This window comes from Pseudomonas fluorescens (assembly GCF_902497995.1).
Lineage (GTDB): Bacteria > Pseudomonadota > Gammaproteobacteria > Pseudomonadales > Pseudomonadaceae > Aquipseudomonas > Aquipseudomonas fluorescens_BK.
On record NZ_CABVII010000003.1, the window covers coordinates 288,433 to 309,560 of the forward strand.

General features: G+C 59.2%; 21 protein-coding genes. 16 read left to right on the forward strand and 5 right to left on the reverse strand.

Translation table 11 applies throughout. The features are described 5' to 3' along the window. The first annotated feature begins 148 nt into the window (after positions 1-148). Positions 149-427, forward strand: coding sequence for a DUF3509 domain-containing protein (locus tag F8N80_RS05255; protein ID WP_150747975.1), 279 nt, complete (start codon positions 149-151; stop codon positions 425-427). Between the two features lie 256 nt (positions 428-683). Here F8N80_RS05255 and F8N80_RS05260 read toward each other — a convergent pair whose 3' ends face one another. Genes F8N80_RS05260 through aroC form a run of 3 tightly spaced genes read right to left on the reverse strand, consistent with a single transcriptional unit; the run spans position 684 to position 3,532 of the window. Next, complete coding sequence (locus F8N80_RS05260; RefSeq protein WP_150783366.1) at positions 684-1,229, reverse strand: 1,2-dihydroxy-3-keto-5-methylthiopentene dioxygenase; 546 nt, start codon at positions 1,227-1,229, stop codon at positions 684-686. Positions 1,230-1,260: 31 nt separating this feature from the next. Further along, positions 1,261-2,406, reverse strand: coding sequence for an MFS transporter (locus tag F8N80_RS05265; RefSeq protein WP_150747973.1), 1,146 nt, complete (start codon positions 2,404-2,406; stop codon positions 1,261-1,263). 34 nt (positions 2,407-2,440) lie between these two features. After that, positions 2,441-3,532 (reverse strand): chorismate synthase, encoded by a 1,092-nt coding sequence (aroC, locus tag F8N80_RS05270; protein ID WP_150747972.1) that lies wholly within the window; start codon positions 3,530-3,532, stop codon positions 2,441-2,443. 84 nt (positions 3,533-3,616) lie between these two features. On the opposite strand from aroC, the gene F8N80_RS05275 reads away from it, so the two are divergent. Next, complete coding sequence (locus F8N80_RS05275; protein ID WP_150747971.1) at positions 3,617-4,615, forward strand: alpha/beta hydrolase; 999 nt, start codon at positions 3,617-3,619, stop codon at positions 4,613-4,615. A gap of 140 nt (positions 4,616-4,755) precedes the next feature. On the opposite strand, the gene prmB is transcribed toward F8N80_RS05275, so the two are convergent. Further along, a complete protein-coding gene (gene prmB, locus F8N80_RS05280) occupies positions 4,756-5,664 on the reverse strand; it encodes a 50S ribosomal protein L3 N(5)-glutamine methyltransferase (protein ID WP_150783367.1) in 909 nt (302 codons plus the stop codon). A gap of 240 nt (positions 5,665-5,904) precedes the next feature. Between prmB and F8N80_RS05285 the strand changes: the two genes are divergently transcribed. The 8 genes from F8N80_RS05285 (at position 5,905) to F8N80_RS05325 (ending at position 13,934) form a co-directional block, all read left to right on the forward strand. After that, positions 5,905-6,495, forward strand: coding sequence for a cysteine hydrolase family protein (locus F8N80_RS05285; RefSeq protein WP_150747969.1), 591 nt, complete (start codon positions 5,905-5,907; stop codon positions 6,493-6,495). 131 nt (positions 6,496-6,626) lie between these two features. After that, complete coding sequence (locus F8N80_RS05290) at positions 6,627-6,947, forward strand: hypothetical protein (RefSeq protein WP_150783368.1); 321 nt, start codon at positions 6,627-6,629, stop codon at positions 6,945-6,947. A 76-nt stretch (positions 6,948-7,023) separates the two neighbouring features. After that, positions 7,024-7,581 (forward strand): Smr/MutS family protein, encoded by a 558-nt coding sequence (locus tag F8N80_RS05295; RefSeq protein WP_150783369.1) that lies wholly within the window; start codon positions 7,024-7,026, stop codon positions 7,579-7,581. 78 nt (positions 7,582-7,659) lie between these two features. Beyond that, on the forward strand, positions 7,660-8,205 hold the full coding sequence (folE, locus tag F8N80_RS05300) for a GTP cyclohydrolase I FolE (protein WP_150749216.1): 546 nt from the start codon (positions 7,660-7,662) through the stop codon (positions 8,203-8,205). Positions 8,206-8,306: 101 nt separating this feature from the next. Next, the gene (locus F8N80_RS05305) at positions 8,307-8,678 is read left to right on the forward strand and encodes a glutathione S-transferase N-terminal domain-containing protein (RefSeq protein WP_150749217.1); all 372 of its coding nucleotides are present in this window, start codon (positions 8,307-8,309) and stop codon (positions 8,676-8,678) included. Positions 8,679-9,362: 684 nt separating this feature from the next. Continuing rightward, positions 9,363-10,712, forward strand: coding sequence for an NCS2 family permease (locus tag F8N80_RS05315; RefSeq protein WP_150749124.1), 1,350 nt, complete (start codon positions 9,363-9,365; stop codon positions 10,710-10,712). Between the two features lie 64 nt (positions 10,713-10,776). Next, complete coding sequence (locus tag F8N80_RS05320; protein WP_150749123.1) at positions 10,777-11,406, forward strand: LysE family translocator; 630 nt, start codon at positions 10,777-10,779, stop codon at positions 11,404-11,406. 617 nt (positions 11,407-12,023) lie between these two features. After that, positions 12,024-13,934 carry a hypothetical protein gene (locus tag F8N80_RS05325; RefSeq protein ID WP_150783370.1) on the forward strand — a complete coding sequence of 637 codons (1,911 nt, stop codon included), beginning with the start codon at positions 12,024-12,026 and terminating at the stop codon, positions 13,932-13,934. A 196-nt stretch (positions 13,935-14,130) separates the two neighbouring features. Here the strand turns inward: F8N80_RS05325 and uraH are convergent, their stop codons facing one another. Beyond that, complete coding sequence (gene uraH / locus F8N80_RS05330; protein WP_150749121.1) at positions 14,131-14,484, reverse strand: hydroxyisourate hydrolase; 354 nt, start codon at positions 14,482-14,484, stop codon at positions 14,131-14,133. Between the two features lie 421 nt (positions 14,485-14,905). On the opposite strand from uraH, the gene puuE reads away from it, so the two are divergent. The 6 genes from puuE to F8N80_RS05365 all read left to right on the forward strand — a co-directional run bounded on the left by puuE (position 14,906) and on the right by F8N80_RS05365 (position 20,978). Further along, on the forward strand, positions 14,906-15,832 hold the full coding sequence (gene puuE, locus F8N80_RS05335) for an allantoinase PuuE (RefSeq protein ID WP_150749120.1): 927 nt from the start codon (positions 14,906-14,908) through the stop codon (positions 15,830-15,832). Continuing rightward, positions 15,829-16,344 (forward strand): 2-oxo-4-hydroxy-4-carboxy-5-ureidoimidazoline decarboxylase, encoded by a 516-nt coding sequence (uraD, locus tag F8N80_RS05340; protein WP_150783371.1) that lies wholly within the window; start codon positions 15,829-15,831, stop codon positions 16,342-16,344. The genes puuE and uraD overlap by 4 nt, the downstream gene beginning before the upstream one ends. A gap of 98 nt (positions 16,345-16,442) precedes the next feature. Next, positions 16,443-17,438: an allantoicase gene (gene alc / locus F8N80_RS05345; RefSeq protein WP_150783372.1), complete on the forward strand. Its 996-nt coding sequence runs from the start codon at positions 16,443-16,445 to the stop codon at positions 17,436-17,438. A gap of 137 nt (positions 17,439-17,575) precedes the next feature. Continuing rightward, the gene (locus F8N80_RS05350) at positions 17,576-18,079 is read left to right on the forward strand and encodes an ureidoglycolate lyase (protein ID WP_150783373.1); all 504 of its coding nucleotides are present in this window, start codon (positions 17,576-17,578) and stop codon (positions 18,077-18,079) included. A 50-nt stretch (positions 18,080-18,129) separates the two neighbouring features. Then, positions 18,130-19,431 (forward strand): urate hydroxylase PuuD, encoded by a 1,302-nt coding sequence (locus tag F8N80_RS05355; protein WP_150783374.1) that lies wholly within the window; start codon positions 18,130-18,132, stop codon positions 19,429-19,431. Between the two features lie 194 nt (positions 19,432-19,625). After that, a complete protein-coding gene (locus F8N80_RS05365; RefSeq protein WP_150747282.1) occupies positions 19,626-20,978 on the forward strand; it encodes a nucleobase:cation symporter-2 family protein in 1,353 nt (450 codons plus the stop codon). Positions 20,979-21,128: the final 150 nt, after the last annotated feature.

Consider the following 21,128-nt stretch of genomic DNA (forward strand, 5'->3'; position numbering starts at 1 on the left):
GGACGTTCATGCAGATTGCACGAACGGCTGAAATTACAATTTGACTAAGTAATTGATTTCAAAGGTTTTTTAAAAAATAAAAGGCTGGCACAAAGGCTGCAACTACCTCTCCATGCTTGCCAATCAAGTGCTAACGGAGCCGATAGACATGAGCCTGATCCAAGAAAAATTTTCGTCGCTATTCTCCAACTTTGAAGTGAGCACCCAGCCACGTCCTGACGGTGGCATCCTGCTGACCCTGCGCAGCACGGAAGGCAAAGTGTTCAAGCGCTCGATTTCCTACCAGCAATTGCATGCTGGCGATCAGCTGTCATGGGTGATCAGCGCGATCCGCCGTGACGTTGCCGAACAGGCCAGCGAACTGCCGCAGATCTCCATGCTGCAAAGCCAGCAACGGTTTGCCCTGCCGACCTATCACTCGGCGTAAACCGTTTGCGCGCTGTAAACACACAGGCCGTCGTAGGAGCCAGGCTTGCCGGCGAAGGCGTCTTCATGGGCGGTGCAGGGCTTGAGGCCGCCTTCGCGGGCAAGCCTCGCTCCTACAGGATTACCTGCGTACCAATGGATGGTGGGAAACGCTAAAGCCCGTAGGAGCCAGGCTTGCCGGCGAAGGCGTCTTCATGGGCGGTGCGGGGCTTGAGGCCGCCTTCGCGGGCAAGTCTCGCTCCTACAGGATTACCTGCTCAATCCTCAAGCAGCTCAAAGCGACTGGCGATGTCCTCGCCGGTGAAATTGGCCACCCCGCCTTCCGGATTATTGAACAACCGGATCGCGACGAAATGTGGATGCTCACCCATATCGAACCAGTGGGAGATACCGGCCGGGATCGAGATCAGGTCGTTTTTCTCGCAAAGCACCGCGTAGACGTAATCGCCTATATGCAGGCTGAACAAGCCACGGCCGGCAACGAAAAATCGCACGACGTCTTCGCCACAGCGGTGTTCCTCGAGAAGCCTGGCGCGCAGTTCGGCGTTTTGCGGGTGATCGCTGCTCTGGCTGACCACATCGACGTTGACATAACCCAGTTCGGTCATCAGCGTGTCGATTGGCATCTGGTACGCGCCGATGATTTCTTCCTGGCTGGCGCCGGGCTGGATCTTCGTCACAGCTTGCCAGCGATCAAAGCGCACGCCCAATTCAGCCAGGGTCGACGCGATGTCTTCGAAGTGGGTCAGTACCTTGTTCGGCAGTTCCGGACTGCTGACAGGGTAAACAGACAGACTACTCATGGTGATTTCCTCAATTGTTCACAGGCAAGGCTCATGGCCTGTCCTCGTGCATGCAGGTCGCAATCATGACGGCAGCCGCGAAAGCGGCGAGACTGGCAATACTGAAGGTCAATGTGGCCCCGAGGGCGTTCCAGCTATAGCCGGCGTACAACGCGCCCAGTGCGCCGCCGGTGCCGGCCAGTGCCGCGTACAACGCCTGCCCCTGCCCTTGCTGGCGTGCGCCGAAACTACGTTGCACGAACTGGATGGCCGCGGCATGAAAGCTGCCGAAGGTGGCCGCGTGCAGGACCTGGGCGAACAGCAATACCCACAGATACTCGGCGAACGAACCGAGCAACAACCAACGCAGCGCCGCCAGCAGAAAACTCGCCAGCAGCACCCGCCGCACGGAAAAGCGCGCGAGGATCTTGCTCATGGCCAGAAACATCAGGACTTCGGCGACCACGCCGACGGCCCAGAGCATGCCGATCAAGCCACGGCTGTAACCGAGTCGCTCAAGGTGCAAGGTCAGAAAGGTGTAATACGGACCGTGGCTCAGCTGCATCAGTGCCACGCAAGCGTAAAACGCCAACACCCCGGGGCTGCGCAATTGCTTGAGAAAACCGTCCCCCGCCAGTCGCTCCCCCTGAAGCGGTTGTGCGTTCGGCACCCACAGGCTGCTGACCACGATCCCGGCCAGGATCAGCACCAGCGCCACCGGATAGATGTCGAGGCTGAGCCATTCGAACAGCCGGCCCAGCGCGACTACGGTGATGATGAAGCCGATGGAACCCCACAACCGTATCTGGCTGTAGCGGGACGTCTGCCCCTTCAAATGCGCCAGGGTGATGACTTCGAACTGCGGCAGCACGGCGTGCCAGAAGAAGGCGTGCAAGGCCATGACCATCGCCAGCCAGGCGTAGGTCTGGCTGACGAAAATCAAGGAAAACGTCAGCAGGGTGCAGACCGCGCCGAAGCGCACGATGGCCAGGCGCTGGCCGGTGTAGTCACCGAGCCAGCCCCAGATGTTCGGTGCCACGCAGCGCATCAACATCGGGATCGCCACCAGTTCGCCGATACGTGCGCTGGAAAAGCCCAGGTGATCGAAGTACAGCGCCAGAAACGGCGCCGTCGAACCGAGCAAGGCGAAATAGAACAGATAGAAACTGGAAAGCCGCCAGTAGGGGAGCGCCGCCACAGTCGTCAAACCGCAGCGGCTATGAGGCCAGGCATTAAAGCTGACCCAGCACCGGAGTGCTCACGCGTACATTGGCGTTCTGCCCGCGGTGACGCAGCAGGTGATCCATCAGCACGATGGCCATCATCGCTTCGGCAATCGGCGTGGCGCGGATGCCGACACAGGGGTCGTGACGGCCTTTGGTGACGACCTCCACCGGGTTGCCGTGGATGTCGATGGAACGGCCCGGTGTGGTGATGCTCGAGGTCGGCTTCAGTGCCAGGTGCGCGACGATCGGCTGACCGGAGGAAATGCCACCGAGAATGCCGCCCGCGTTATTGCTGAGGAAACCTTGCGGGGTCATTTCATCGCGGTGTTCGGTGCCGCGCTGGGCAACGCTGGCGAAACCGGCGCCGATTTCCACGCCCTTGACCGCGTTGATGCTCATCAGCGCATGGGCCAGTTCGGCGTCGAGACGGTCGAAGATCGGCTCGCCGAGGCCTGGCATCACGCCCTCGGCGACGACGGTGATCTTCGCGCCAACCGAATCCTGGTCGCGGCGCAGCTGGTCCATATAGGCTTCCAGCTCCGGCACTTTGTCCGGGTCGGGGCTGAAGAAGGCGTTCTCTTCCACCGAATCCCAGGTCTTGAACGGGATTTCGATCGGGCCGAGCTGGCTCATGTAGCCGCGAATGACGATGCCCTGTGTGGCCAGGTATTTCTTGGCGATAGCGCCGGCCGCCACGCGCATGGCGGTTTCCCGCGCCGAGCTGCGACCGCCGCCGCGGTAATCGCGTTCGCCGTATTTGTGGTGATAGGTGTAATCGGCATGGGCCGGGCGGAACAGGTCCTTGATCGCCGAATAGTCCTTGGACTTCTGGTCGGTATTGCGGATCAACAGGCCAATGGCGCAACCGGTGGTGCGACCTTCGAACACGCCGGAAAGGATCTCGACTTCGTCGGCTTCCTGGCGCTGAGTGGTGTGGCGGCTGGTGCCGGGTTTGCGGCGATCGAGGTCGCGCTGCAAATCTTCGAGGGATATCTCCAGACCCGGCGGGCAGCCGTCGACAATGGCGACCAACGCCGGACCATGGCTTTCGCCTGCGGTGGTGACAGTGAACAGCTTGCCGTAGGTATTGCCGGACATGCGGGACGCTCCGTGAAATCGAACCTGAATACGTAATGCGCGCCAGTATACGCAGGCTACCCAACTAGTTCATCCTCGAACCTTATGGATGCCTGCGAGTCCAACCGGCATCTTGTTCATGATGGCGTGATGATGCTGCGAGTTCTAGCCTTGAGCCTTACCCTGTTTAGCGGATTTGTACAGGCCACTGTCCTGCAACGGCCGATCACGTTGGATACCGGCACCGGCGAGCTGTTCGGCTCGTTGTTGCTGCCAAAATCCGACCAACCAGTGCCGGTCGTCCTGATCATTTCCGGCTCCGGTCCTACGGATCGCGATGGCAACAACCCCGACGGTGGACGCAATGACAGCCTCAAGCGTCTGGCCTGGGTCCTGGCCAAACACAACATCGCCAGCGTGCGTTACGACAAGCGCGGCGTGGCGGCGAGCCTCGCGGCGACGCCGGACGAACGCAACCTGACAGTGGAGGCCTATGTGGCCGACGCCGAAGCCTGGGGCCGGAAGCTGAAAACCGATCCGCGCTTTGGCCAACTGATCCTGCTCGGCCATAGCGAGGGCGCCTTGATCGCCAGCCTCGCGGCGCCGAGCCTCGACGCCGCCGCCGTGATTTCCATGTCCGGCAGCGCCCGACCGGTCGACCAGGTGTTGCGCCAGCAACTGGGCAATCGCTTGCCGCCCGCCTTGATGCTGCGCAGCAACGAACTGCTCGACAGCCTCAAGGCCGGCCGCACCGACGACAACGTGCCGCCGCAACTGCAGGTGATTTTCCGCCCGAGCGTGCAACCGTACCTGATTTCGCTGTTCCGCCAGGACCCGGCGGCAGCCTTTGGCCAATTGAAGATGCCGGCGCTGATCATCCAGGGCAGCAACGATATCCAGGTCGGTGTCAACGACGCCCGGCTGCTCAAGGCCGCCAAACCGGACGCCGAACTGGCACTGATCGAGGGCATGAACCATGTGATGCGCATAGTGCCCAACGACGTCAAGCGGCAACTGGCTTCCTACAAGGATCCGCAATTGCCGTTGGCGGCCGAACTGGGTTCGCGAATCATCGGTTTTATTGACGGACTTCGCACCCGTTAAGCAATGCATCGATGAAGATCTGAGACCGCGGCGCGGCCATTCGCGAGCAAGCCCGCTCCCACATTGGATTTGTGTCTGACCGCATGTTTGTGATCGACAACAATCAATGTGTGCGAGCCTGCTCGCGAAGCTTTTGACGGTTAAACGCGGGACGCGAACAGGGCCTGATGCTCCCGGCACTGCTGCGCCGTCAACATGAACACCCCATGCCCGCCACGCTTGAAATCGAGCCAGGCGAAGTCGACTTCCGGGTACAGCGCCTCGACGTGAACCTGGCTGTTGCCCACTTCGACCATCAGCAAGCCCTTCTCGGTCAGATGGTCCGCCGCTTCGGCGAGCATGCGGCGCACCAGGTTCAAACCATCGTCACCACAGGCCAGGCCCAACTCGGGTTCGTGTTGATATTCGTCCGGCATGTCGGCGAAATCTTCCGCATCGACGTAGGGCGGGTTCGACACGATCAGGTCGAAACGCTGTCCCGGCAAACCATCGAAACCATCGCCCTGCACCGTGTATACCCGTTCGTCGACACCGTGGCGCTCGATGTTCTGGTTCGCCACTTCCAGTGCTTCGAACGACAGATCGGCCAACACCACTTCGGCGTTCTGGAACTCGTAGGCACAGGCAATACCGATGCAGCCGGAACCGGTGCACAGGTCGAGAATGCGCGCAGGCTCGGTACCCAGCCAGGGTGCGAAACGTTTTTCGATCAGCTCGCCAATCGGTGAACGCGGGATCAGGACGCGCTCGTCGACGATGAACGACATGCCACAGAACCAGGCTTCACCCAGCAGGTACGCGGTCGGAATGCGTTCTTCGATGCGACGCTTGAGCAAACGCTGCACCTTGACCAGTTCATCGTCTTCCAGATTGCAGTCGAGGTAGCTATCAGACATTTCCCAGGGCAAGTGCAGCGCACCCAACACCAGTTGACGGGCTTCGTCCCAGGCATTGTCGGTCCCATGGCCAAAAAACAGATCCTCCCCATGGAAGCGACTGACGGCCCAACGAATATGGTCGCGCAGGGTACGAAGGCGGGAAGTGATCACGGCGGCAAACTCCAGAAAAAACGACTGGCGATTCTAACAGCCAAACCGCGCCACGACGACGCTGGAAAAAGCACCCGCCACGCTGTAGGACTATTCTGTTTTTTAGCCTGGCTATTGAACAAAACAGGCCTATTGACAAAGCTGCGAGCCAACAACGACGGCGCCTGCGATAGTAGCGATTCACAGAAGCGCTCAGCCAGAGGACAATGTCGCAAAAGCCCCACCCGAAGGAGCCCCAGAATGTCCGTTCCAAAAACGATGTTTCAACTCAGCGGCCGCGGTTACGCTGCAGCCAATCTGAGCAATGCGACCCTTGTCATCATCGATGCCCAGAAAGAATACCTCAGCGGTCCGCTGGCCTTGGTCGGCATGGATGCTGCCGTCGCGAACATCAAGCAACTGATGGCCGCTGCCCGCGCAGTCGGCCGGCCGATCGTGCATGTGCATCACCTTGGCACCGTCGGTGGGCTGTTCGATCCACAGGGCGAGCGCGGTGAATTCATTCCGGGGCTTGAACCGCAGCGCAACGAAACCATCATCGGCAAATTGCTGCCAAGTGCGTTTCACGGTACCGAACTGCTGGAGCGCCTGCAGAATCTTGGCTCCCTGGATTTGATCGTCTGCGGTTTCATGAGTCATTCCAGCGTCAGCACCACCGTGCGCGCCGCCAAGAACCTGGGCTTTCGTTGCACCCTGGTGGAAGATGCCTGTGCCACTCGCGACCTGCCGTACAAAGGTGGAGTCCTGAGTGCCGAGCACGTGCAGCACACCGAAATGGCGATCATGGCGGACAACTTCGCCACCCTCGCCGTGACCCGCGAGCTGATTTGATCGACGCTCGATGAGCGGTTCATACCGCCGCTCATCCGCTAAAGCCTATTGTGTGCTGTAATTGTCTTAGCCTCAGGAACATCCCGGTCAACTCCCGGTCGAAGGGCCGATACCCATTGAGGAAGGTCGGAATGAAGTTATCCGATGGATTTGACGCTCGCCGCTTGCGACCCAAAGGCCAAAGCAACTGGCGTTTTCGCTTCGGCGCAGCCTTTGCTGCCTTGCTGGCGACCTGTGGCGTGCTGTTGGCGATGGCCGGTGCGGCCAGCCTGCTGGGCCGCCCACCGGCACTCGGCGAGCTGAATGCCAGCCCGTTGGGCTCGACAATCGTTCTGGCGGTCGGCCTGTTCGTGCTGTACCTGGGCGTGGCGCTGTGGCGCCGCTGCCGCCGCCGTGCGCGCCAGTCGCGGGAGCTGAACATTGCTCCGCACCTGATGAAAAAACACGACTGAGTCGAACCCTCAGGCGTTTTGTCGCGCCGCATTCGTCCCGAGTTGGGTAAACTGGCCGCCCTTCGCGGAGGCTGACATGCAAGACGACGATTTTTCCCTGTTCAAAAGCGCGATCCAAGGCGTCAAGCCGATCAAGCACGATCGCGCCGAAACCGGCAAACCCAAAGCTGACCGCGCGCAGATCGCCAAGCTGCGCCAGGCCGCTACCGTGCGCACCGATGCCACCACCGTCGACGGGCTGTCCGATCAGTTCGTCATCGACGTTGGCCCGGAAGACGAGCTGATGTGGGCGCGCGACGGGGTGCAGGAAAGCCAGATGCGCAAACTCAAGATCGGACAGATTCCGTTCGTAGGCAGCCTCGACTTGCACGGCATGAATGTTGAAAAGGCCCGGGAGACCCTCTGGGCTTTTCTGGCCGAAGCGACCAGATTCGAAATCCGCTGCGTGCGCGTCACCCATGGCAAGGCTGTGCGTCTGGACGGCAAGCGCCCGATGATCAAAAGCCACGTCAACACCTGGCTGCGCCAGCATTCCCAGGTCCTCGGCTTCACCTCGTGCCAGCCTAAACACGGCGGCGCCGGAGCGGTTTATGTGATGCTTAAACGGACCATGATGGAAGGTCGCGACGAGTGAGGCTGTCGCTTCGTGCTTGCAGCGCCGTGTCCGCCACCGTACCCTTGGCCTTTGCGTAAAAATCCCACAGGTAGTTTCATGTCCCTGGAACAGAATTACACCGCGATTCTCGGCCAACTGGGCGAGGACGTGTCCCGCGAGGGCCTGCTCGACACGCCAAAGCGTGCCGCCAAAGCCATGCAGTACCTCTGCCGTGGTTATGAACAGACACTGGAAGAGGTCACCAACGGTGCCTTGTTCAGCTCCGACAACAGCGAAATGGTGCTGGTCAAGGACATCGAGCTCTACTCGTTGTGCGAACACCACCTGCTGCCGTTCATCGGCAAGGCCCACGTCGCCTACATCCCGAGCGGCAAGGTGCTGGGGCTGTCGAAAGTCGCGCGGATCGTCGATATGTACGCCCGCCGCCTGCAGATCCAGGAAAACCTCAGCCGCCAGATCGCCGACGCGGTCCAGGAAGTCACCGGCGCCCTGGGCGTGGCGGTGGTGATCGAGGCCAAGCACATGTGCATGATGATGCGCGGTGTGGAGAAGCAGAATTCGACAATGATCACTTCGGTGATGCTCGGTGAGTTCCGCGAAAATGCGGCTACCCGCAGTGAGTTTCTCAGCCTGATCAAGTAAGTCGCACCACGAAGAAAACCGGCGTTCATCGCCGGTTTTTTTTCGTCGGCGAAAAATCAGGTAAGCTGCGCGCCTTCCGTTTGCCCTGTGAGGCTTATCCCGTGTTCGTTAAAGCGCTTCGTGTCGGCCTTGGCCAACTGATCATCTTCATCGACTTCATCACCCGTCCTGGCAAGAAGCAACGCCCGGCCGAGGTTCAGGCTCAGGTCAACACGGCAGCCAAGGGCCTGACCCTGTATCAGTTCCATGCCTGCCCCTTCTGCGTGAAAACCCGCCGCACCCTGCGCCGCCTGAACGTGCCGGTGGCGTTGCGCGACGCGAAGAACAATGAACAGGATCGCCAGACGTTGCTCAAGCAAGGCGGCAAGATCAAGGTGCCGTGCCTGCGTATTGAAGAGAATGGGCAGACCACCTGGATGTATGAGTCCAAGGTGATTATCGATTATCTGGATAAGCGGTTTGCGGCGGCCTGATGCATTTGTAGTGGTGCTGATGACCCCTTCGCGGGCAAGCCCGCTCCCACATGGGATCTGTTTTAACTACAAATCCCATTTACACCACAAATCCCCTGTGGGAGCGGGCTTGCCCGCGAAGGGGCCGGCACAAACGCCGCAAATCTTCAGACAAAAATAAACCGGCCCATGCGCCCAATGCCAGTCAGTTAAGCACAATTCATGTGGGAGCGGGCTTGCTCGCGAAGACGGCGGCCCAGTCAATATTGATCTCGCCTGATACACCGCTTTCGCGAGCAAGCCCGCTCCCACAGGTTCCGCGTATTAACTGACTGGCATTAGCCCATGCGCCGGTTTATTCGTTCCTGCCCTCCCCTCAGGCCACGCTCGCCGCCTGACCCTGCCCCACCACCACCACCACCGCCGCCAAAATCTCCTTCACAACGCAAAATTCCTGTGGGAGCGACGGTGCGACGATTCGACCTGCTCGCGAAGGCAGCCGAACGGCCATATATCCCGATTGCCAAACTTTTCGTCTACAAAACCAAAAACATTATTTGCTTTATTTGTATACAAAAGCATAATCCACTTCGTGCGAGTTCCTGACCAAAAGGTCAACAAATTCGCAAGTACCTCAAAGGGCCGCTGCCACCCTCATGGGTCCGCCCCTGGAAATAACAATAAAACTCTTGAGGAGTACTCGCTGTGGAAAGCCGCAAATCCGAAGCCTCGACCCTGGAACTCTCGCCGCCGATACGCAATGGCTGGCTGGAGCGCATCTTCAAACTCAGCTTGCATGGCACCACGGTGAAGACCGAGTTGATAGCCGGTCTGACGACCTTCATTACCATGGCCTACATAATCTTCGTCAACCCCAACATCATGGCCGACGCCGGGATCGATCACGGGGCTGCGTTCGTCGCCACCTGCATCGCCGCCGCGCTGGGCTGCCTGTTGATGGGCCTGTACGCCAACTGGCCGGTCGGCCTGGCGCCGGGCATGGGTCTGAACGCCTTCTTCACCTACACTGTGGTCGGCACCATGGGCTACAACTGGGAAACGGCCCTTGGCGCAGTATTCGTTTCCGGTGTGCTGTTCATGTTCCTGACATTTTCCCGGATTCGCGAATGGCTGCTCAACAGCATCCCGGTGAGCCTGCGCTACGCCATGGGCGCCGGTGTGGGCCTGTTCCTGGGGCTGATCGGTCTCAAAACCGCGGGGATCGTCGTCGATAGCCCGGCCACCCTGATCAAGCTCGGCTCCCTGCGCGAACCGGGTCCATTGCTGGCGGCCATCTGCTTCCTGATGATTGCCGTGCTCAGCTACCACAAAGTATTCGGTGCGATCCTCATCAGCATCATCACCGTGACCCTGGCCGGTTGGGGCCTGGGGCTGGTGCACTACGAGGGCATCATGTCGGCCCCGCCGAGCCTGGCACCGACCTGGATGGCCATGGACGTCGCCGGCGTGTTCAACATCAGCATGATCAGTGTGGTGCTGGCGTTCCTCTTCGTGCACATGTTCGATACCGCCGGCACCTTGATGGGCGTGGCCCAGCGCGCCGGCCTGGTCAACGCCGACGGCAAGATCGAAAACCTCTCCCGCGCCCTGAAAGCCGATAGTGCTTCCAGCGTATTCGGTGCCGTGGTCGGTGTTCCACCCGTCACCAGCTACGTGGAAAGTGCCGCGGGTGTAGCGGCAGGTGGTCGGACTGGTCTTACCGCCGTGACCGTAGGTGTGTTATTTATTGCGGCAATGTTTTTCGCCCCGTTGGCTGGCATGATCCCCGCGTATGCCACCGCCGGTGCACTGATCTATGTGGCAATGTTGATGATGGGCGGCATGGCGCACATCGAATGGGACGAGGCGACCGACAGCATTCCGGCGATCGTTACCGCGATCATGATGCCCTTGACCTTTTCGGTCGCCGACGGCATCGCGCTGGGTTTTATCACCTATGTGGTCCTGAAAGCTTGTACCGGTAAGCACAAGGAAATTTCCATCAGTTTGTGGGTGCTCTGCGCGATCTTCATCGCCAAGTTCGTTTTCTTGTAGCTTTAAACGCATCAAACCCGCCTCACCCCGTCGGGTGAGGCTTTTGTGCAAATGGAGGAAAGTGATGAGTCTGGAAACCTGGCTGCTGTTCAGCGGCGCTGCGCTGGTGGTGATCCTGATCCCGGGGCCACTGTCATTGCTGATGATCAGCAACAGTCTGAATTACGGCCTGCGCCGTTCCTACCCGGCGTTTCTGGGTGGCGTGTTTGCGTCGATCTGCTTGCTCAGTGCTTCGGCGCTGGGCCTGGGCGCGTTGTTGCTCGCCTCGGAACAGTTGTTCAGCGCCCTGAAGATCGTCGGCGCGCTGTACCTGTTCTACCTCGCCTGGCAGAGCTGGCAGCAATCGCGCCAACCCTCGGTGGGCGCTGAAGTGCCCCAGGCCGCGCCGGTGCCGCGTTTCCGTGCCCTGTTCGGGCGCGCGTTTGTTTTAGGCGCCAGTAATCCGAAAGACATCCTGTTCTTCGCCGCGTTCCTGCCGCAGTTCTTGAGCGCCGAACAACCGTTCCTGCCGCAGTTGCTGGTAATGATCGCGACCTGGACCGTACTGGATCTGCTGTGCAAATTGGCCTATGGACTGGGGGCGCACGGTGCAGCGCGGTACCTGCGCAGTGGCAAGGGGCAAAGTTGGTTCAACCGGATCAGTGCCGGGTTGTTCGGCGGAGCGGGCGGCGCTTCCTTGCTGAGTAGTCACTGATACCTTCGAGCTGTATCCGTAACTTCTGTAGCCCTTCTCTGCTGCCCTCCTGACTCGCGAAGTCTCTCAGGAGGGCAGAACTTCGCCAATACCCTGCCCCTGACCGATGGATAGAGTGTTATATCCATAGCCTGTCGCTCGCCCCCGACGATTACAAAACGCAACGACCCCGCCAAATACGCTTCTGTCCTGCCAAAACCCCGCAACACAAAGAAACAACGGTATATATATTTATACGTCGCCCGGTTGACACTTCGCCATTCTGATAAACACGAATGAACTGTTGATTGAAATCAACTATTCGCAACTTATTGGGAATAATATAAATGGCCAAACCACCGGTAAAACCCAAAGCGCCCGACGCCCATTCATCCGCTGGCACGTCGACAACCACGCCCCCCCCATTACTCAGTTCCCCGATAACCGCCGAAAACAGTCTTAACACTTTCTGCACTGGCAGACATATATACCGCACGCACTGAACTTACTTCATCAATATTCGCTTTCAGAAGCTAGCATCGTGCAATCGCACGACTTGCAATGCTGCCCACGTCGCTCTTTGGCCTGACGGTCAAGGTCAAAGCGTTAAATCAGTATTTTTTCAGAGTGAAATCAAAATGGCTAAGCCACCCAAGAAAGTTCCTGGTTCCGGTTCAACCGATCTACCTTCTTCCACAAGATCGACCCATACGGATAACTCGACCCCAGGAGACCTTTTCAACACCGGCATCCCTGGCTCGCACGTCCAGGTCACGGATACAACAACAAGCACGCACTTATCGGATGTCTCGCCGGACGCCAGCGCTCATCAGCCATCCGTCGTGGTGAGCGATTTACCTGGCACAGGTTCAAGCTCGGTTGAAACCGACCTCAGGTCGCTTACCTGGCCCGCGGATCAGACTCATCTGTTACGTCCAATAGGAAATGATACCGGGCTTTTCGAGAGTCCGGACGGCAATACCTACGCTTACCTTGGAGAGGATGGCCATGTCCTGGTCGAGCGTCGATACCAGGTGCCCTTGCGCGATACAACAGGCATGCCAGGCCCGCTTCTGATATCAGTCGACGGTCAACTGCGTTGGCGTGTCGAACCCGCTGACCGGCAATCAGCAGGATCCGGTACACACACTCCAGCTCAGGCTGTTCCATCACCGCTCAGGTTCGTTCCAGCACATCTTGCCGCCGTGCTGTCAAAAGCGGAAAACTCCATAGACGGGATCCGTTACGACAAGTACAAAAGGTTGTATGTCGATATGCAAAAGGGCACCGTCCTGGTCCGCAAGAACAAGGACGGCCACTACCAGGCGAGCTCCGCCAGTGAGTTGATCCCGTCCGGTGCACTGCTCGAACAAATTCCCGGAACCAAACTTTGGCGACAAAAAGTACAGACCGTCACGGACCCACAACAAGATTCACAGCCAACTACCCGCCAACGGTCTGCCGAAACGGATGAACCCACTCCCGGCCCGAGCAAACGTCGGCGCCTGGATGACGAAAGCAGCGACTCCCCCGATACAGACATCATTGCCGACACTCTTCTTTCGAATGAATCAATCGCACTGGATCTGTCCTACGCTCAGTGGCGAAACTGGGGGAAAAACACTCAGCCGCAATCAGGCCAATCCATAGAAATAGACGGGCTTCACTATTCGATTGTGCCGCAAGCCATGCAGCCCGGCACGCGTCTTGTCTATTTGGAACACCCAGGATTTTCACCTGGAGGATATGACGCCTTCGAACAGATGCTGCTGAACAATCCATCGTTTCAACCAAAGTGGGCCATAAAAAAGGATGGCCGATGGAACACGGTGGAGAGACGCCTTCCGTTTGAAATGTCCCTGTCTCAATACGTCGCCAGTTCCTTCAAGTATTTGTCGAATCATTCAGCAAATATGATCGCAAGAGCAGTGTTCAATCACACCAGTCATTCAGCCCCCATCAACGCGCATGGGCTCGCGCTGCTGAGTCGGACATTTCACCACTGGGCAGATAGAACCACTGTCGACGCGCCTCGTCGAGAGCTGGCCGACCCGTTGATGATGCTCCCTGTGCTGCCCACGACCCTGAGCGGCACCGACACCATCATTTCACTGCCCATGCCGTCTGCCGAGGCATTGCTGCGACTCGACTTTGATCCAAAACAAATCCCTCAAGCATGGAGTGAATATGTGACGAACGCCCCAGGCAGCAGCCTCCGAAGCCTGTTCAGCACTGTTCTGGAACATAACGGCTATACCGTGAATCGTACGACCCGTCTGCTCAGCGAAGACGCGTTGCTGTTTCACCGGGAAGGCCTTGACGCTGCATTCGTGTTGAGATTCCCCCTCACTACGCTACTTGGCAACATGAAACGTAACGCTATGCCGGGCTCCGAGCTGAACGATCCGGCGTACCGGGCCAGAATTGGCGAAGAGCAATGGCAGGAACTGAGTAATCGTCTCGACCTGAGTAAGGTGATCTATTTGCTGGGCAATACCCAACCCATCAGCGCAGATCAGACCACCCTCGTCATCGTTAGAGAAGGATGATTGCTCGCCGCTGCGCAACCGAGCCTTTTTGTTACCGGAGGAGGCAGGGAAGACTGCTGGACGTTCTCGCGGATCCGCGCGGGAACGTCGCCAAATGCGCTATGCCTGGCGAAAAAAAGCCCGCAGTGTGAGCGGGCAAAAGACCAAAGAAGCTCTATGCGCAGTCGCTTCCAGGTTGAGGCAGCTGCTTGGGGGATCAGCTGCCGCGGTACGTGGAATAGCTATACGGGGAGATCAGCAACGGCACGTGGTAGTGATCTTGCTCCGCAGAGATGCCAAACCGCAGCACCACGACATCCAGAAACGCCGGCTCCGGTAACTGCACGCCCCGGGCGCGGTAGTAGTCGCCTGCATGGAATTGAACCTGGTAGACCCCGGAGCGGTAGTCGTCGCCTTGCAGCAGCGGTGCATCGACACGGCCGTCGCTGTTGGTGATCGCGGTGGCGACCAGTTCCAGCTGCGAGCCTTCAACGCGGTACAGCTCGACCTTGATCGAGCTGCCCGGGCAACCGTGTGCAGCGTCTAAAATGTGTGTAGTCAAACGTCCCATTGATTCTGCGTGCCTGGCTGCGTTGAGCAGTCAGGCCTCGCGCCTCCCGAAGTCAGTTGAAAAGGAGACCGCACCGGTTCGGAGCACGAAACGCTGCGGCGAGGGAATGATTAAGACATTTCTTAAAAAAATTGTACACAATAAAAACGACATTTTTAGCCCTACCCCCGCCATTCATGGATTGCCTACGAATCAGCCTTCGCACCATGAAACAAAAGGACCTTCTATCCATTAGCTGACCGATCAGGCAGGTTTCTTGCAACCTCAAGCAATGATGACCGTTAGAGAAATATGCAAAAAAACAGGCTTACAATGTCGATATAAAGTTGTATACAATCAATCCATCGCTGTGGCGCCAGCCTGTGATCCTTTCGTCAGGCCGCCGCACAACCTGTTACCACGAACAAGAAGGAAGACTGCAGTGAGCGCTGACTATCCACGCGACCTGATCGGTTACGGCAGTAACCCTCCTCACCCACACTGGCCGGGCAACGCCCGTATCGCCTTGTCCTTCGTGCTCAATTACGAAGAAGGCGGCGAGCGCAATATCCTGCACGGCGATAAAGAATCCGAAGCCTTCCTTTCGGAAATGGTCTCGGCGCAGCCGCTGCAAGGCGCGCGCAACATGAGCATGGAATCCCTGTATGAGTATGGCAGCCGTGCCGGCGTCTGGCGGATCCTGAAACTGTTCAAGGAATTCGACATCCCGCTGACCGTCTTCGCCGTGGCCATGGCCGCCCAGCGCCATCCGGATGTGCTCCGCGCCATGGTCGATGCCGGCCACGAGATCTGCAGCCACGGCTATCGCTGGATCGACTACCAGTACATGGACGAGGCGCAGGAACGCGAGCACATGCTCGAAGCGATCCGTGTGCTTACCGAAATCACCGGCGAGCGGCCACTGGGCTGGTACACCGGCCGCACCGGCCCGAACACTCGGCGCCTGGTGATGGAAGAAGGCGGTTTCCTCTACGATTGCGACACCTACGACGACGACCTGCCCTACTGGGAACCGAACAACCCGACCGGCAAGCCGCACCTGGTGATCCCATATACGCTGGACACTAACGACATGCGCTTCACCCAGGTCCAGGGTTTCAACAAGGGCGACGATTTCTTCGAATACCTCAAAGACGCGTTTGATGTGTTATATGCCGAAGGCGCCGAAGCACCGAAGATGTTGTCGATCGGCCTGCACTGCCGCCTGATCGGCCGTCCGGCGCGCCTGGCTTCGCTCAAGCGCTTTATCGAATACGCTAAAAGTCATGAACAGGTGTGGTTCAGCCGTCGTGTCGACATCGCTCGCCACTGGCATGAAACCCACCCGTACCAAGGGGCCGCGAAATGAGCCACTTCCAGACCCTGAAGCCATCGACCCTGAGCCGCGACGCCTTTATCGCTGCCTTCGCCGATATCTACGAACATTCGCCATGGGTGGCCGAGAAGGCCTTTGACCTGGGCCAGGACACTTCGATCGACGAGATCGAAACCCTGCACCAGCGCATGAGCGACATCCTGTTGAGCGCCGATCACGCCAGTCAGCTGGCACTGATCAACGCTCACCCGGACCTGGCGGGCAAAGCTGCCGTCCAGGGCCAACTTACCGCAGCCAGTACTGAAGAACAGTCTGGCGCGGGTATTCACCAATGCTCGAGCGATGAGTTTTCTCGCTTCACCGAGCTGAACGACGCCTACAAGGCCAAGTTCAAGTTTCCCTTCATCATGGCGGTAAAAGGCAGCAACCGGCATCAGATCCTCGCGGCGTTCGAAACGCGCATTCACAACTCGGCAGATACCGAATTCAGATGCGCGCTGGCGGAGATCAACAAGATCGCCCTGTTCCGATTACTGACCCTATAGCGAGCAGCCCTTGTAAAAAGTCCCCCTGGTGTAAAAAACGCGAAAACACCCAGGGCTGCAAGCATCCCAAGCCAACTTATAAAAGGCAGACTAGAAGAATGAAAGCTTACGCCGTACCTTTCGAGAAGTTCGTCAACCTGGCCGACGCCCGCCTGGGCACCAAAATCATCTCGGTCACCGATGACTGGTTCGCTGATGCAAACCGCCTGTTCCAGCCGACCCCGGCTGAGTGGAAGGAGGGCGTGTTCGATGACAACGGCAAGTGGATGGACGGCTGGGAGTCGCGCCGCAAGCGCTTCGAAGGCTACGACAGCGCGGTGATCCGCCTGGGCGTACCGGGCTCGATCAAAGGCGTGGACATCGACACCTCATTCTTCACCGGCAACTTCCCGCCGTCTGCCTCCCTGGAAGCCTGCTTCCTGGCCTCGGGCGAGCCGGACGACAACACCCAGTGGACTGAAGTGCTGTCCGCCGTCGAGCTGCAAGGCAACAGCCATCACTATCACGAAATCAGCAACGACAAGGCCTTCAGCCACCTGCGTTTCAACATCTACCCGGATGGCGGCGTGGCCCGCCTGCGCGTGTACGGCATTCCGTTCCGCGACTGGTCCGCTGTCGGTGACAACGAGCAAGTCGACCTGGCTGCAGCCCTCAACGGTGGCCGCGCCCTCGCCTGCTCCGACGAACACTTCGGGCGCATGAGCAACATTCTCAACCCGGGCCGCGGCATCAACATGGGCGACGGCTGGGAAACCGCACGCCGTCGTACGCCAGGCAATGACTGGGTGATCGTCGCGCTGGGTCATGCCGGCGAGATCGAGAAAGTCATCGTCGATACCCTGCACTTCAAGGGCAACTACCCGGACACTTGCTCGATCCAGGGCGCGTTCGTCAAAGGCGGCACCGACAGCCAGATCGAAACCCAATCGCTGTTCTGGCGCGAACTGCTGCCGGCGCAGAAACTGGAAATGCACGCCGAACACAGCTTCGCCGAGCAGATCAAGGCACTGGGGCCGATCACCCACATCCGCCTGAACGTGTTCCCGGATGGTGGTGTGAGCCGCCTGCGTGTATTGGGCAAGGTCGCTAAATAAGCGTCGCGCCCTTCGCGGGCAAGTCGGATCGCCGCACCGCTCGCTCCTACAGGTCTCACGCAAACCCTGTAGGAGCGAGGCTCGCCCGCGAAGGCGCCAGATCAAACAACACAGAACTCAACGAAAAGAAGACCAGCATGCGCACATTGACGATTGAACCGCTGACCAAAGAAGCCTTCGCCCCTTTCGGTGACGTGATCGAAACCGACGGCAGCGATCACTTCATGATCAACAACGGTTCGACGATGCGCTTTCACAAACTGGCGACGGTGGAAACCGCCACGCCAGAGGACAACGCGATCATCAGCATCTTCCGCGCCGACGCGCAGGACATGCCGCTGACCGTCTGCATGCTGGAGCGTCACCCGCTGGGCAGCCAGGCTTTCATTCCGCTGCTCGGCAACCCCTTTCTGATCGTGGTCGCGCCACTTGGCGATGTACCTGTATCGGGCTTGGTCCGCGCCTTCCTCACCAACGGCAGGCAGGGCATTAATTACCATCGCGGCGTTTGGCACCATCCGGTGCTGACGATCGAAAAGCGGGATGACTTCCTGGTGGTTGATCGCAGTGGCAAAGGCAACAACTGCGATGAGCATTTCTTCAAAGAGGATGAGCGTTTGATCCTCGCCCCCCACCAATAAGAGAAGGTCCGATCACGCGACATAAGCGTGACGGGCGAGAGGTAAAGACTGTGGAAGCACATCTGTTGGAATGGCTGAACCTGAGCGTACGCTGGGTTCACATGATCACTGGCGTGGCCTGGATCGGCGCGTCGTTCTATTTCGTCTGGCTGGAGAACAACCTCAATCGAGTCAATCCGAAAAACGGCCTGGCCGGCGATTTGTGGGCGATCCACGGCGGCGGTATCTATCACCTGGAAAAATACAAACTGGCCCCACCGACCATGCCGGACAACCTGCACTGGTTCAAATGGGAAGCCTACTTCACCTGGTTGTCGGGGATCGCGCTGCTGTGCGTGGTGTTCTACTCCAACCCGACGCTGTACCTGCTGGCACCGGGCAGCACCCTGAGCGGCCCTGAAGGCGTGGCCATCGGTCTTGGCTCGTTGTTCATCGGCTGGTTCATCTACTCCTTCCTCTGCGACTCGGCCCTGGGCAAACGCCCTGCCCTGCTGGGTTTCATCCTGTTCGTGCTGATCATCGGCGCCGCCTACGGCTTCAGCAAAGTGTTCAGCGGTCGCGGTGCGTACCTGCACGTCGGCGCGATCATCGGCACCATCATGGTCGGCAACGTGTTCCGCATCATCATGCCGGCGCAACGGGCACTGGTGGCGGCGATCGCCGCGAACCGCACCCCCGATCCGGCGCTGCCGGCCAAAGGCCTGCTGCGTTCGCGTCACAACAACTACTTCACCTTGCCGGTGCTGTTCATCATGATCAGCAACCACTTCCCGAGCACCTACGGCAGCCAGTACAACTGGCTGATCCTGGCCGGGATCGCGGTGCTGGCGGTGTTGGTGCGTCACTACTTCAACACCCGTCACGACAGCCACAAATATGCCTGGACCCTGCCCGTGGCAGCGGTGGGGATGATTTGCCTGGCCTACGTATCGGGACCGAAGCCGATGTCCAGCGCCCCTGAAGTCGCGAAGGCCGCTGGCGTCATCGAGTACCAGCCGCTACCGGAAACCGCCCTTGGCGGTGACAAGAAGCCGGTTGAGGCGGCACCGGCGGCATCTGCAACGGCACCGGCCCAGGCGTCCAACGCCGGCCCGGGCTTTGACAAGGTGCACACTGTGATTCAGGAACGCTGCACGGTCTGCCATTCGGCCAAACCGACCAGCCCGCTGTTCAGCGCGGCCCCGGCGGGCGTGATGTTCGATACCCCCGAGCAAATCCGCCAGAACGCGGCGCGTATCCAGGCTCAGGCCGTCACCAGCCAGATCATGCCACTGGGTAACATCACCCAGATGACCCAGCAGGAGCGTGACCTGATCGGTGCGTGGATTGTGCAGGGCGCTGCGACCCAATAATCGCTGAAAAGCTTCGCGGGCAAGCCAGTTCCTACAGGTGCAACGCAAATCCATGTGGGAGCGGGCTTGCTCGCGAAAGCGTCGGGTCAGTCAACAACGATGTTGAATGTACTGGCCTCTTCGCGAGCAAGCCCGCTCCCACAGGTTTGCCTGATGCACAAAATCACAAGAATAAAAAAGATCCGAGGTGTTGCATGTCCGAGCTATCCGAAGCCCGCATCCCCGACGCACCCGCCATTCAGCGTTTGCCCCTTTTGCAACTGATCCTGGTGGGCCTGCAACACGTTTTGCTGATGTACGGCGGAGCCATTGCCGTGCCGCTGATCATCGGACAGGCCGCTGGCCTGAGTCGTGAAGAAATCGCCTTCCTGATCAACGCCGACCTGCTGGTTGCCGGGATCGCGACCATCGTGCAATCGCTGGGCATCGGCCCCATGGGCATCCGCATGCCGGTGATGATGGGCGCCAGTTTCGCGGCCGTCGGCAGCATGGTGGCCATGGCCGGCATGCCGGGCATCGGTATGCAGGGGATCTTCGGCGCGACCATTGCCGCCGGGTTCTTCGGCATGCTCATCGCGCCGTTCATGTCCAGGGTCGTACGCTTCTTCCCGCCGCTGGTCACCGGCACGGTCATCACCTCGATCGGTTTGTCGCTGTTTCCCGTGGCGGTGAACTGGGCCGGTGGCGGTGCTGGCGCCGCACAATTCGGCTCGCCGATTTACCTGGCCATCGCCGCCCTGGTACTGGCCACCATTCTGTTGGTTCATCGCTTCATGCGCGGTTTCTGGGTCAACATTTCCGTGCTGATCGGCATGTGCCTGGGCTATATGGTTTGCGGGCTGATCGGCATGGTCGACCTCAGCGGCATGGCTCAGGCGCCATGGTTGCAGATCGTCACCCCGCTGCATTTCGGCATGCCGAAGTTCGAACTCGCGCCGATTCTTTCCATGTGCCTGGTGGTGGTGATCATCTTCGTCGAGTCCACCGGGATGTTTCTCGCGCTGGGCAAGATCACCGGCCAGGAAGTCTGCCCGCGGATGCTGCGTCGCGGTTTGCTCTGTGATGCCGGCGCATCGTTCTTCGCCGGCTTCTTCAACACCTTCACCCACTCCTCCTTCGCCCAGAACATCGGCCTGGTGCAGATGACCGGCGTGCGTTGCCGCTCGGTGACAATCGTTGCGGGCGGTTTGCTGGTGGTGCTGAGCCTGCTGCCGAAAGCGGCATTCCTGGTGGCGTCGATTCCACCGGCGGTATTGGGCGGTGCGGCCATCGCCATGTTCGGCATGGTCGCCGCTACCGGGATCAAGATTCTCCAGGAAGCCGACATCGGTGACCGTCGCAACCAGTTGCTGGTGGCGGTGAGCATCGGCATGGGGTTGATCCCGGTGGTGCGCCCGGAATTTTTCGCGCACCTGCCGCTGTGGATGAGCCCGATTACCCATAGCGGCATTGCGATGGCCACGTTGAGTGCGCTGTCGCTGAACCTGCTGTTCAACATCCTCGGCGGCGCCGAACGCGCAGCCATCAACGACTGCCAAGCGCACTAACAAGTAACAATACAAACCCTGTGGGAGCGGGCTTGCTCCGGGCGGCGTTCCGACGAAGGCGTCGTATCAGTCGACATTCATGTTTCTGACACACCGCTTTCGTCGGAACGCCGCCCGGAGCAAGCCCGCTCCCACAGGGTGGATGCCTGT